This window comes from Microbacterium sp. cf046 (assembly GCF_900114345.1).
Taxonomy (GTDB): Bacteria; Actinomycetota; Actinomycetes; order Actinomycetales; family Microbacteriaceae; genus Microbacterium.
The window spans coordinates 1264019-1276835 of the sequence record NZ_FOZJ01000003.1 but is presented as its reverse complement, the minus strand read 5'-3'; the positions used below and the strand labels follow the sequence as shown (position 1 = coordinate 1276835).

Below are 12817 nucleotides of genomic sequence, written 5' to 3'. Positions count from 1 at the left end.
CGTTGTCGGCCTCGAACGGCGACGCTGGAAGTCCACTCGCAAGGAGCCTCATGAATACGCCGATCATCTCCGTCAAGGACGTGCACAAGTCCTATGGCCGGGGCCAGAACCGCTTCGACGCGCTGAAGGGGGTGAGCTTCGACATCCGCGAGGGTGAAAGCATCGCGATCGTCGGCAAGAGCGGCTCGGGCAAGTCCACGCTCATGCACGTCCTCGCACTGCTCGACGCGCCGTCGTCCGGCACGGTCGAGCTCGAAGGCGTCGACACCTCTGCCCTCCGCGGCGGCCGACTCAATCGCACCCGCAACAAGACCTTCGGATTCGTCTTCCAGCAGTTCTTTCTCACCGGCAATTCGACGGTGCTCGAGAACGTGATTCTGCCGCTGAAGATCGCCGGCGTGGGCCGCTCGGAACGCCGCCGCCGCGGCCACGCCGCGCTCGAACAGCTCGAGCTCGACGACAAGGCCAAGAACAAGGCCGTCAACCTCTCCGGCGGCCAGAAGCAGCGCACCGTCATCGCACGAGCGCTCGTGAACAACCCGCGCATCATCTTCGCCGACGAGCCGACCGGCAACCTCGACACCGTGACCGGCGCCATCGTCGAAGACATCCTGTTCGCACTCAACCGTGAGAACGGCATCACGCTCATCGTCGTGACGCATGACGAAGACCTCGCCAGCCGCTGTGATCGGCGACTGTTCATCCGCGACGGCCTGCTGGTCGAGGACTCCGCGGCGGTGGCCGCATGAGAACCGTCGACCTGATCGGCTCCGCCGTATCGAACACCTTCCGATCCAAGACCCGCACGATCCTGACGATCCTCGCGATCTTCGTGGGCGCCTTCACCCTCACCCTCACGAGCGGGCTCGGCACGGGCATCAATGCATACATCGATGACACCGTGACCTCGATCGGCGCTGCCGATGTCATGACCGTCACGAAGACTCAGGAGAGCGCGACGGGCGTCGCCGCCGACGGCCCGGTCGAATACGACCCGGATGCCATCGCCAGCGGGCAGCCGGGCCCGCCCGGATCGACCGTTGTCGCACTCACTCCTGCCGACCTTGACACCCTCAACGGGATCGAAGGCGTCACGGACGTGGTGCCCACACGCTCGATCTCGCCCGACTACATCCAGGCGGACGACGGCACCAAGTACGTCATCGGAGTCGGGAGTCTCATCGCGGGGCAGACGATCCAGCTGGAGGCTGGAACCGAACCCGACGACAGCGCCGCAGATCTGCAGCTCGTGCTGCCCGTGTCGTTCGTCGAGCCGATGGGGCTCGGCGACGCGGCGAGCGCCGTCGGACAGACGGTGTCCATCGCGATCACCGACGCCGAGCGCACGCAGCACGTCGTCGACGCGACCGTCGTCGGCGTCGCCGAAGAGGGTCTGGCCTCGCCGACCGGCGCGAGCCTCGTGCCCAACACGGCCCTCAGCGACGAGCTCTTCGACGCGCAGAGCATGGGCGTGCCCGCCGACCAGGTGGAGCGCTACGCCCAGGCGAGCGTCTTCTTCGATCCGTCAGCCACCGACGACGAGATCAGCGCGCTCAAGGATCGGCTGGCCGATGTCGGCTTCACCGGCTCGACCGTCGCCGACCAGCTCGGAATGTTCAAGACCGTGATCGATGGGATCGTGCTCGTGCTGAATGCCTTCGCCATCATCGCGCTCCTTGCGGCCAGCTTCGGGATCGTCAACACACTGTTCATGTCGGTGCAGGAGCGCACACGCGAGATCGGTCTGATGAAGGCCATGGGAATGGGCAACGGGCGCGTGTTCAGCCTGTTCAGCATCGAGGCGGCCTTCATCGGGTTCCTCGGCAGCGCAATCGGCGTCGCGATCGCCATGCTCGCGGGGTCGGCGCTCAGCTCTGTGCTCTCGACATCCCTGCTGTCGAACCTCCCGGGACTAACCCTCATCGCGTTCGACCCGGCGTCGATCTTGGTGATCATCGTGGTGGTGATGGCGATCGCGTTCCTCGCCGGAACGCTGCCGGCGGCACGCGCGGCGCGCGCGGATCCGGTCGATTCGCTGCGATACGAGTAGCACGCCGAGCGCCAGCACTGCGGCGACAGCGACGACGTCTCGCCCCGCCATGCGGGCGACTGCATATGGACCGGATATCGTGCAGAGCGCGCGGTCGACGGAGTTCACTGACAGACTGCGGCCGTGGGCAATAGCGAGGGTCGGGGACGGCGGAGGGACGCGGCGCGCCCTCACCACCCGTTCATCCTCGTCGTCGTGGCTGTCGTCCTCCTTGCCGGGTGCTCGGTGGTCGAAGGCATCTCCCCCACCAACTCGCCGGATGCGGCGATCGATCGTGCCGGCACGGTGAATGTCGGCGACGGGCGAGATCTTTACCTCGAGTGTCATGGCAACGGTTCGCCGACCGTCGTCCTGGTATCAGGGCTCGGCGACAGCGCAGAAGTGTGGAACACCCGACTCGACGAGGCGGGTCCCGACACGCCCACGGTTTACGAAGACGTCGCCCGCTTCACGAGAGTGTGCGCATACGACCGGCCCGGCACCGGTGGGAGCAGATCCACGGAGGTGGACCAGCCCACCACCGCACAGATCTCGGCAGACGACGTGCAGAAGCTCCTGGCCGCGTCCGGTGAAAAGGGCCCGTTCGTACTCGCCGGTCATTCCTATGGCGGTCCGATCATCCGGCTCTTCGCGAGCGAGCATCCGGACGACGTCGCCGGACTGGTGCTCGTCGATGCGCTGTCGGAAGATCTTCAAGCGGGGCTGACCGCCGAACAGCAGGCGGTGTTCGAACAGATCAACGCGCCGACACAGCCCGGCGCCGAGTCCTTCGACTTCGCCACGCTTGTCACCGAGATGCAGGATTCGGCGCCCGTTCGCGACATTCCGGTGATCGTGCTCACCGCCGACACGCCGCAGCTGACACCCGAGCTGGTGGCATCCGGGCAGCTGCCGGCGGCTGTTGACCAGGAGTTCGCCGATGCGCTGTGGGCAGCGCAACTTTCCGCCCAGGATCTGCTGCCTGCGAAGTTCACGGACGCTGTCCACGTCACCGACACCCGAAGCAACCACTACGTGCAGCTCGGCAACCCGCAGCTTGTCATCGACTCGATTCACGACGTCGTGCTCGCGGTGCGGGACTGATCCAGGGTTCGTCACCAGGCCACTTGCGCGAATCCCCAACTGCCCATCCCGTTACGCAGCGCATCGGCGGCCCGCTCTCCGAACCGGCGCCGCTGGTCTGCGGTGTCGTGCCAGTTGACGATGGGCCGCGTCGTGACAGTCGCGCTGACCCGTTCGACCAGCTTCCGATTCTGCTCGGCAAGGTCCTTCAGGCTCGGTTTCGATGGCTGCATATAGGGAGCGTAGAACGCCCGCGGAACGGTCGGACCGGCCGCGGCGACTCCCTGACTCAAACCCCGCACTTCCGTTGACCGCTGGCCCACGACTCTCGTTCGGCAAGCGCTCATCGAGACGAAACCGCGGAGATCCCGAGCCGCAGTCAGGCGGCCGCATGGTGGAATGATGCCGTGGAAATCGTTTCGTTCGATGACAGGGGCGCTGTCGCTCGCGCCGTCGAGATCATCCGATCGGGCGAGGTCGTCGGCGCGCATTTCGGCACGGTGTTCGGACTCATCGTCGACGGGGCCCACGCGGGTGTCGCCGAGCGGATCATGGCCATCAAGGGCGCCGGTCGGGGGTTCAAACCGCTCGGGATCTGTGTCGGCGCTCAAGAGCTGATCGATCTCATCGACGCCGCATCCTTGCCCCCCGAAGTGCAGCGGTTGCTCGGAACCCCGTGGTTCGCGGCGGAGCTGGCATGCATGATCGCCGTCCGTGCGCCAGCTCATCCCACCCATCGGATTCCCGAGCACCTCATCTCGGAGAATCAGGGGAGACAGTGGGTGCAGGTGTTCGATCCGCGAAGGATGCCGGGGACCTTCGGCTTCATCGAGGCCCTGTGGCACGCCGGCGTGCAGTGGGTGGCAGCCACGTCGATGAACGAGGCCGGCTCCACAGAGATCGTCGAGATCGAGGATGCTGCTGCCTTCTGCCGCCGGCACAGCATGCCGCTGCTGTTCGAATCATCGGCCCCGCACAATGCCTTGGGCTCGCTTCCGATCCTCGAGCTGAACGGGGAAGGACTGCGGCTGGACCGCCAGGGGATCATCGCCCTGGCAGATCTGGAACGCGCGGTGGGGCTGTCCATCGACGCGAGCAAACCGATCCCCGCCCACTTTCCGCCCATGCAGGTCCCGGCCGGGCTTCTCGACGACCTCTCGCCGGCGGCGGCGACGCGCACCCTCGTGGGCTTGCTCTACCCCGACGCGAAATAGTCGAGGGTGCCGGGGGCCGCCGATGCGGCCGGCGCAGCCAGGACCGCTGCTGCTATTCCCACCGCCACGAGCACTGCCCCTATCGCCCGACGCACGTGTCGTCGATCCTGATCGCCCCTCATCGCGACTCCTCTCATCACACGCCTCGGCCGAACACGAGTCACACCTGCTTACTCCCCCACGTGAACCACGACAAGCACGTGGGGGAGGTGAGGGATCCACGTCGGCGCCACACCTACCAGCCCTTCGGGCCGAGGGAGCCCGCCGTGTACTCCTCTAGCGGGACATCGCCTTTGCGCCACGCGCGCAGCACCGGTTCCAAGATGCGCCAGCACTCCTCCGCCATGTCAGCGCGCACGGACAGCAGTGGGTCGCCCTCGACGATGCCCTGCAGCACCTGCCCATACGGGAGCAGGTCGCCCGGCTCCTTCTTGACCTCGAGCGTGCTGCGCTCCAATGTGAACGGGTCGCCGCTTCCGTTCATGGTCAGATCGAGTTCGACTGCTCCCGACTTGAGATCGAGCATGATCGAGTCGGGCGCCGGAGCGCCGCCGAACCCGGGGATCTCCGGCACCGGCCGCATCTGCACACGCACCTGCGTGACGTACTTGCCGAGCGCCTTGCCCGACCGCAGCACGAACGGCACGCCGTGCCACCGCGCGGTGTCCACCTCGAGAGTGACCTGCGCGAGCGTCTCGGTCATCAGCGCCGGGTCGACACCCGGTTCATCCGCGTACGAAGGCATCTTCCGGTCGCCCACTTTGCCTGCGGTGTAGCGGGCTCGGCGGCTGGACGCGACCGGGTCGTCGTCCCACAGGTGGGTGGCGCGCAGAACCTGCGCTGCGTTGGATCGGAGTTCCACTTCATTCAGCCGCGGAGGCTGCTCCATCGCGACGAGCGCGAGGACTTCGAGCAGGTGGCTCTGCAGCATGTCGACCAAGGCCCCTGCGTGGTCGTAGTAGCCGCCACGCCCTTCGAGTCCGAGCAGTTCGTCGTAGACGATCTCGACGCGTTCGATCCGGCGGCCGTTCCATACCGACTCGAAGAACTGATTCGCGAACCGCAGGCCGAGGATGTTCAGCACCATCGACATCCCCAGGAAGTGGTCGATGCGGAACACCTGCTCTTCGGGCACGACCTGCGCGATCTGTCGGTTCAGCGCACGAGCAGACTTCAGGTCGGTGCCGAACGGCTTCTCGAGCGCGAGGCGAGTGCCATCGGGGAGGTCGAGTTGACGCAGCACGGCGCACACCTTGGTGGTGACGGCGGGCGGCAGGGCGAAGTAGATGATGGGCGTGTGGTCACACGCCGCGATCAGGGTGCGCAGCTGCTCGGCATCCGTCACGTCTGCGGTGATGTACCGAGCGGATTCGAGGTAGCGGTCGCCGTTCTCGGGTTCGGTGACCTGCTCGAAGCTGTCGCGAATCAGCTGCCGCCACTCCGCGTCCGTGCGCTCTTCCCGCGCCGCGCCCAGCACCTGCACGTCATAGTCGTGCGCCGACAGCAGGCTCGCCAGCCCCGGGAGCAGCAGGCGCTTGGTCAGGTCTCCCCCGGCTCCGAGGATCAACAGGCTCACGCTCTTGGGTGCTCGACGCTTGGTCACAGCCCGATGCTAGGTCGTGGTCGTTCGGCGCGACGCCCCCTGGTGCGCGAGCCGCGCCGGTGCTATCCGGTCGGACCCCGGGCAACCGCCGGACGTCACGCGCTGTCGGAGTCCGCCTTCCGGGTGCCGGCTTCGAGCACGTCGCCGGCGGGGAGCTCGTTGTGCCCGCCGAACTGCAAGCGCATCGCCGAGAGCAGCTGGTTCGCGTAGTGGTCCTCACCGCGAGAGGCGAAGCGCTCGAACAGTGCCGCCGCGAGCACCGGGACAGGAACTCCCGTGTCGACGGCGGCCTTGATCGTCCATCTGCCCTCGCCGGAATCCGACACGCGACCGGCGAGACCGTCCAGTGTCGGGTTCTCCTCCAACGCGGCGGCCGTCAGATCGAGTAACCACGAAGAGATGACCGAGCCGCGGCGCCAGAGCTCAGCGACCTTGGGAGTGTCGACCGTGAACTGGTAGAACTCCGGCTCCTCGAGTGGCGCGACCTCGGCCGAATGCTCGGACTCGCGGATGCCGGCATCCGCGTTGTCGAGGATGTTCAGCCCCTCCGCGAGTGCCGCCATGATGCCGTATTCGATGCCGTTGTGCACCATTTTCACGTAGTGGCCCGCGCCAGATGGTCCGCAGTGCAGGTACCCCTGCTCCTCAGGGGCGTAGTCGCCTTCCCGACCGGGAGTCCGCGGGATCTCGCCCGGCCCCGGTGCGATCGTCCTGAGGATCGGCTCGATCACCCTCACCGCCTCATCGGGGCCGCCGACCATCAGGCAGTAGCCCCGCTCCAGTCCGAACACGCCGCCGCTCGTACCGACATCGACGTAGTGGATGCCGCGTTCCTTCAGCTTCGCGGCGCGGCGGACGTCATCGCGGTAGTTGGAGTTGCCACCGTCGATGATGATGTCACCGGACTCGAGGTGATCCGCGACCTGGTCGACCACCTTTCCCGTGAGTCCGGCGGGGATCATCAGCCACACCACGCGTGGCGCGTGCAGCTTCGCAACCATCTCCTCGATGGTGTGGCTGCCCTCCGCTCCCTCGCTTTCGAGGGCTGCGACGGCCGCTTCGGTGACATCGAAGACCACGGTCTCATGACCATCTCGCATCAGCCTCCGTGCGAGATTCCCACCCATCCGGCCGAGGCCGACCATTCCCAGCCGCATGCTCTCTCCGATTGATCGATCGACCCCGCCCGAGCGGCGGATCACCGGAGTCTACGGCGAGGTCGTTTCGCGGGCGAGGGGTTCCCGGGGGCTGTGGCAGGATCGGCGATGTGAGTATTCGCGTGAATGCCGACAACTTCGCCCGCGCTGAAACCGATCGGATGTTCCACGATCTCCAGGCCAACGCCGGCGGCGTCAATCGCTTCGTCCACAATCGGGAGCCGGCCGCGATCGACAATCAGACGGTGATTCGCCTCAACCGTGACACGCTCTACAGTTTCGCCGTGGTCGACGTGACGAACGGTGCGACTCTGACTCTCCCCGAGCACGGCGACAGGTACTTGTCAGCGATGGTCGTCAATGAAGACCACTTCGTCGAGGCGGTCTTCCACGATGCGGGCACCTACGAGCTGACGGCGCAGGAGTTCGGCACTCCATACGTCGTGGTGGCGGTGAGAATCCTCGTCGATCCGGCGAACCCGGACGACATTGCAGCTGTCGCCCGGATCCAGGACCAGATCGTGTTGACCGGCGCGGCGGCGACGGCTTTCACCTATCCGGACTACGACACCGTGTCTTTCGACGAAACCCGCAACGCGCTGCTCGCACTGGCTCGGAACCTCACCGGGTTCGACCACATGTTCGGCACCGCCGACGAAGTCGAGCCCATCCGACACCTGATCGGCACCGCGGCAGGCTGGGGCGGGCTGCCCTCGACGGAGGCCTCCTACATCGGAGTGGACCCGCGACTGCCGGTCGGAGAATACGAACTGACCGTCGGCGATGTCCCCGTCGACGGGTTCTGGTCGATCTCGGTCTACAACGCCCAAGGATTCTTCGAGCCCAACGACCGCGGCGTGTACACGGTGAACAACATCACCGGCACGCGCAACGACGACGGCACCGTGACCGTGCATTTCGGAGCCGACTCAGAACGCTCGAATGCGATCCCCATCACTGAGGGATGGAACTACCTCGTCCGCCTCTATCGACCTCGACCCGAGATCCTCGACGGCACCTGGACATTCCCCACCCTCGATCCTGCTGTCACAGCGCAGTAGATCAGCCGCCGCCTCGCACGGGGGCCCGGCGCCCAGGGATGCGGTCGAGCGTGGCTGGCCGGCGTAGCGAGCGACCGCGCGCCCTCGGTCCGGCGCGCGTCAACTCAGTGGATCGTCTCGCCCCTCTCGAGCATCGCGACGTACTGGGCGACCCGGGCCGCACGGGTCTCCGGCCGCTTCAGACTGCTCACGCGGAACGCCATCGCGAAGCGGTTCTGCGCCGACTGCGCCGCGAACGCGGCGGCGATCGCCGGGTCGGCATCGAGTGCCGCCTGGAGTTCGGGCGGGATCTCCCCGTCGCGCTGACGATACGCGGCGTCCCACCGCCCGTCCGCCTTCGCACGGTCGATCTCGCGGTGGCCGGCGGGCCGCATCCGGCCCTCCTTGATCAGACGGGCGGCGTGTTCGATGTTGACCTTCGACCACACCCCACGCGGCCGGCGCGGTGTGAAGACCTGCAGGAAGTAGTCGGCATCCAACGACAGCTTCTGCCCGTCGATCCAGCCGAAGCACAGCGCGACGTCCAACGCCTCGGCGTATGAGATACCCGGCTTGGTCGACGCCGCCTTCCGGGTGCGGAGCCGCACCCCGTCAGGATCGGGATCGGACTCCAGCCAGCGCTCCCACTCCTCGACAGAGTCGACGACCAGTACGGGCTTGGCAGAGGCAGCGACCATTCTCGAACGGTAGCCCTTCGTACGGACATCATCCTCCACCGCGCAGTGGCCGGTGCGGATCCGTTCAACGGCGAATCTGATAGCGCAGGTGGAGTACGCGGTTGCCAAGAATGACGACGTCAGGGTCTTCCAGCAGGTGTTGCGCGTCGACCGAACCGAAGTAGCGTTTGCCCGACCCGAGGACGACGGGCGCGACGTCCATGCGCACTTCGTCGATCAAGCCCGCCGCGAACGCCTGGCCACCGACATCGCCCGCGGCGAACTCGATGATGCGATCGCCCGCGAGCTCCTGTGCCTTGGTCACTGCTGCTTCGATGCTGTCGACGAAATGGAACGGCGCCTCGGGATCCCAGCCCTCGGGCGCCGGCCGGTGCGTCACGACCACGACGTGGTCGATCCCGCTCGGTGGCGTCCCGTCCCAGCCATCGGTGATGTCGAACACATGGCGGCCTGCGATCGTCACTCCGATCTGGTCCCAATACGGCCGGACGTGGTCGAAGGACGCCTTCGACACCTTCAGGATGCCGCTGTCGTCCAGCGGCACGTCACCGCTGACCAACCACTCGAACAGCGGACCGGGGTCGTCGTTCTCAGCCGCGATGAAGCCATCCACCGAGACCGACGCATTCATGACGACTCTTCCCATGGGTTCCTCCTCTGTGTAGAGCCCCAAGTCTCGTTCGTCGCGGATGTCCGTTCTTGTAGGAAATCAATCGGCCGGCAGTGGCCAGCCTTCAAGCGCGTGGTCGGGGTGCTCGCGCAGAAAACGTCGCCGAGTTTCGACGTATCGCGTCGGTGTGAGCCCCGTGTACTCCCGGAACTCGCGGACGAAGTGGGCCTGGTCGAAGTAGCCGGCGCGGATGGCGACGTCGCCCCAGTCGATGGGCGCGGCGACGTCGAGCGCCAACACGGTGAAGGTGAAGCGGTAACTGCGCGCCAGTCGTTTCGGCGTGACACCGATGACCTCCTTGAACCGCTTCGCGACGTACGTGCTGCTGGCGCGGGCCGCCATTCCGAGGTCACTGATCGGCACGGCTCCCCCGGTCTCCGCGATCGCGGTGCTCAGGTAGCGGACGATGTCCAGGCCGTCGATCGGGCGCAACCGTCGAACCAGTTCCTCCTCGAGCAGCACCTGCATCTGGTGCGGTGACTCCGCCAAGGCCAGTCGACGGCGCAACTCAGCGACAGCGGGCCGGCCCCAGATCTGCTCCACGGTCGCCGGTCGGTCGCACAACTCGGCCGCGGGCATCGGAAGGAACGGTGCCAGCCCCCACGGCTTGAAGTGGACGCCCACGGACCGAGTCGGGGTCGGGTAGCCGAACTCCCAGGCACGGGTGGGCGTGGTGACCGCACAGCCGTCGGAGTACTCCACCGCTGCGTCGGTCCCTACCCGGATCAGGAATGGCGCCCCGAGGTTGACGATGAGCAACGGCGCCGGCGCGGCCGGCAGCAGCAGTCGGGGGTACGGCGGAACGCCCTCCAGGTAGTAGAGATCGTCGATCAGCCCGTCGAGCGGCGGACCGGGCACCCGGGACTGATACTCCATGCTGACATCATCGCCGACGGCCCATCCGGCAACACGCGTCGGCGCGAGCATCGAGCCCGCGCCCACCCTCAGCGGATGCCTCGGCGCAGTTCGGCAGGACCTACCAAGGGATTGCATTGCCGAGCGCGAGATCCGGTGGGAGCCTAGGCGTGTGCGCGTGCTGTGTGCGACGACCGCCAACGACGGCCATTTCGGGCCGCTGCTGCCGTTCGCGCGAGCCCTGGCGGATGCGGGACACGAGGTCCGGGTGGCCGCCCCCGCCTCCTACGCAGCCGCGGTGGCGAAGGCAGGATTCGCACACGAACCGTTCGCGGATGGGCCCGCCGAGTTGATCGGCCCCGTCATGGGCAGGTTGCCGACCTTGACGTTCGAGGAGGCCGACGACATCGTCGTCCGTGAGGTGTTCGCCCGGATCGACGCACAGGCCGCGCTTCCCTCGCTCATTACGACGATCGAGCGCTGGCGTCCAGATCTGATCCTCCGCGAAACCGCTGAGCTCGCCTCCCTCGCCGCCGCCGAGCGGGCGGGTCTGACCCACGTGCACGTCTGCATCGGCATGCACGAGGTTCTGTCGCGATTCGTGCAGGCCATCGACGATCCACTGGAGGAACTCGGGCGGCTGGCCGGTCTGGCCGAGGGCCGGATGACCTCCGCGCTTGCATCCGAGACCGTCCTCAGCCTGGTGCCCGAGGTGCTCGACGATGCTCGTGCGCAGGTGCCGTCGGACAGCGGTGACCTCCTGCGATTCCACGAACCTCGGCCGGGCGCCGACGCGCAAAGCCTTCCCGAGTGGGGCGATCCGCAGCTTCCGTTGATCTATGTCACGTTCGGTTCGGTCACCGGATCGCTGCCGCCGTTTGTCGGCGTGTTCCGTCGCGCGCTGGATTCCTTGGCCGAAGTCCGGGCGCGGGTGCTGTTGACGGTCGGGCGGAAGGTCGACCCGACCGGGCTGGGACCGTTGCCGTCCAACGCTCACGTGGAGCAATGGTTGCCCCAGGATGCCGTGCTGCGGCAGGCCGCGGCGATGCTCGGACACGGCGGATTCGGAACGACAATGGGCGCCCTGGCAGCGGGAGTCCCCCAGGTGGTCGCACCGCTGTTCACCTTCGATCAGATCGTCAACGGCGACCATGTCGCGGCGGTGGGCGCCGGACTCACTGTCGAGCGGGGGCCGTCATCTGTCGAGCTCGCCGCAGCAGAGGTACCCCGGCTGCTGGCGGATCCGGAGTACGCCGCGTCGGCGCGTCGCATCGCGTCAGCGATCGCCGACCTGCCGTCGACCGCCGAGGCCGTCGACACCCTGGCCGCCCTGGTCGGCTGACCACCTGCCGGCAGCCGTTCACCAGGAGGCTCGCCTGCTCTGCGGCTGTTGCGAACGTCCCTGACCGTGCGCGCCACACCGTGTCAGTGAGCTGATCTGCTCGGTCAGGGGCGTTTCAGAAGTCCCAGTCCTCGTCTTCGGTCGCCTCGGCCTTGCCGATCACGTACGAGGATCCCGATCCCGAGAAGAAGTCGTGGTTCTCGTCGGCGTTCGGCGAGAGCGCGGAGAGGATCGCGGGGTTCACGTTCGTGACCGACGACGGGAACATCGCCTCGTAGCCGAGGTTCATCAGCGCCTTGTTCGCGTTGTAGTGCAGGAACTTCTTGACGTCCTCGGTCAGCCCGACGCCGTCGTACAGGTCCTGCGTGTACTGCACCTCGTTGTCGTAGAGTTCGTACAGCAGCGAGAACGTGTAGTCCTTCAGGTCGTCGCGCTCGGCCTGGCTGACCTTCTCGAGCCCCTTCTGGAACTTGTAGCCGATGTAGTACCCGTGCACGGCCTCGTCGCGGATGATGAGGCGGATCAGGTCGGCCGTGTTCGTGAGCTTCGCCCGGGACGACCAGTGCATCGGAAGGTAGAAGCCGGAGTAGAAGAGGAAGCTCTCCAGCAGTGTGGAGGCCACCTTGCGCTTGAGCGGCTCATCGCCGCGGTAGTACTCCATGACGATCTGAGCCTTCTTCTGAAGGTTCGGGTTCTCCACCGACCAGCGGAACGCCTCGTCGATCTCCTTCGTGGAGCACAGCGTCGAGAAGATCGACGAGTAGCTCTTCGCGTGCACCGACTCCATGAACGCGATGTTCGTGTACACGGCCTCCTCGTGCGGGGTGATCGCGTCAGGGATGAGCGAGACCGCGCCCACGGTGCCCTGGATCGTGTCGAGCAGTGTGAGTCCGGTGAACACGCGCATCGTGAGGAGCTGCTCGTCGGGGGTCAGCGTGTTCCACGACTGGATGTCGTTGGACAGCGGCACCTTCTCGGGCAGCCAGAAGTTGTTCACGAGGCGGTTCCACACCTCGAGGTCCTTCTCGTCGTCGATGCGGTTCCAGTTGATGGCCTGCACGTGGCTGAGCAGCTTGAGCGGTTCGGGAGTCATTGGAGTTCTTTCTCAGTTTCAGGGTCTCGATAC

General features: G+C 66.4%; 13 protein-coding genes. 6 read left to right on the top strand and 7 right to left on the bottom strand.

Translation table 11 applies throughout. From position 1 onward, the window contains the following. The first annotated feature begins 50 nt into the window (after positions 1 to 50). The 3 genes from BM349_RS18370 to BM349_RS18360 all read left to right on the top strand — a co-directional run bounded on the left by BM349_RS18370 (position 51) and on the right by BM349_RS18360 (position 3133). A complete protein-coding gene (locus BM349_RS18370) occupies positions 51 to 749 on the top strand; it encodes an ABC transporter ATP-binding protein (protein ID WP_091709175.1) in 699 nt (232 codons plus the stop codon). After that, a complete protein-coding gene (locus tag BM349_RS18365) occupies positions 746 to 2050 on the top strand; it encodes an ABC transporter permease (protein WP_091709173.1) in 1305 nt (434 codons plus the stop codon). The genes BM349_RS18370 and BM349_RS18365 overlap by 4 nt, the downstream gene beginning before the upstream one ends. Positions 2051 to 2245: 195 nt before the next feature. Next, positions 2246 to 3133 (top strand): alpha/beta fold hydrolase, encoded by an 888-nt coding sequence (locus BM349_RS18360; RefSeq protein WP_217645698.1) that lies wholly within the window; start codon positions 2246 to 2248, stop codon positions 3131 to 3133. Between the two features lie 11 nt (positions 3134 to 3144). Here the strand turns inward: BM349_RS18360 and BM349_RS18660 are convergent, their stop codons facing one another. Then, positions 3145 to 3603 (bottom strand): hypothetical protein, encoded by a 459-nt coding sequence (locus BM349_RS18660; protein ID WP_139230986.1) that lies wholly within the window; start codon positions 3601 to 3603, stop codon positions 3145 to 3147. A gap of 9 nt (positions 3604 to 3612) precedes the next feature. On the opposite strand from BM349_RS18660, the gene BM349_RS18350 reads away from it, so the two are divergent. Next, positions 3613 to 4326: a hypothetical protein gene (locus BM349_RS18350; protein WP_139230985.1), complete on the top strand. Its 714-nt coding sequence runs from the start codon at positions 3613 to 3615 to the stop codon at positions 4324 to 4326. Positions 4327 to 4561: 235 nt separating this feature from the next. Here BM349_RS18350 and BM349_RS18345 read toward each other — a convergent pair whose 3' ends face one another. Continuing rightward, positions 4562 to 5929 carry a glucose-6-phosphate dehydrogenase gene (locus BM349_RS18345; RefSeq protein WP_091709165.1) on the bottom strand — a complete coding sequence of 456 codons (1368 nt, stop codon included), beginning with the start codon at positions 5927 to 5929 and terminating at the stop codon, positions 4562 to 4564. 95 nt (positions 5930 to 6024) lie between these two features. After that, positions 6025 to 7074 carry a phosphogluconate dehydrogenase (NAD(+)-dependent, decarboxylating) gene (gnd, locus tag BM349_RS18340; RefSeq protein ID WP_302848259.1) on the bottom strand — a complete coding sequence of 350 codons (1050 nt, stop codon included), beginning with the start codon at positions 7072 to 7074 and terminating at the stop codon, positions 6025 to 6027. Between the two features lie 122 nt (positions 7075 to 7196). Between gnd and BM349_RS18335 the strand changes: the two genes are divergently transcribed. Further along, positions 7197 to 8147, top strand: a complete 951-nt coding sequence (locus BM349_RS18335) for a DUF1214 domain-containing protein (RefSeq protein ID WP_254774003.1) — start codon at positions 7197 to 7199, stop codon at positions 8145 to 8147. A 104-nt stretch (positions 8148 to 8251) separates the two neighbouring features. On the opposite strand, the gene BM349_RS18330 is transcribed toward BM349_RS18335, so the two are convergent. The 3 genes from BM349_RS18330 to BM349_RS18320 all read right to left on the bottom strand — a co-directional run bounded on the left by BM349_RS18330 (position 8252) and on the right by BM349_RS18320 (position 10370). Continuing rightward, positions 8252 to 8824, bottom strand: coding sequence for a YdeI/OmpD-associated family protein (locus BM349_RS18330; protein WP_091709163.1), 573 nt, complete (start codon positions 8822 to 8824; stop codon positions 8252 to 8254). Between the two features lie 64 nt (positions 8825 to 8888). Continuing rightward, positions 8889 to 9470: a dihydrofolate reductase family protein gene (locus BM349_RS18325; protein WP_091709161.1), complete on the bottom strand. Its 582-nt coding sequence runs from the start codon at positions 9468 to 9470 to the stop codon at positions 8889 to 8891. 63 nt (positions 9471 to 9533) lie between these two features. Then, entirely contained in the window at positions 9534 to 10370 is an 837-nt protein-coding gene (locus BM349_RS18320) for a helix-turn-helix domain-containing protein (protein WP_175525359.1), read from the bottom strand. Positions 10371 to 10527: 157 nt separating this feature from the next. Between BM349_RS18320 and BM349_RS18315 the strand changes: the two genes are divergently transcribed. Beyond that, complete coding sequence (locus BM349_RS18315; protein ID WP_175525358.1) at positions 10528 to 11691, top strand: glycosyltransferase; 1164 nt, start codon at positions 10528 to 10530, stop codon at positions 11689 to 11691. Between the two features lie 115 nt (positions 11692 to 11806). Here the strand turns inward: BM349_RS18315 and nrdF are convergent, their stop codons facing one another. After that, on the bottom strand, positions 11807 to 12784 hold the full coding sequence (gene nrdF, locus BM349_RS18310) for a class 1b ribonucleoside-diphosphate reductase subunit beta (RefSeq protein ID WP_091709156.1): 978 nt from the start codon (positions 12782 to 12784) through the stop codon (positions 11807 to 11809). Positions 12785 to 12817: the final 33 nt, after the last annotated feature.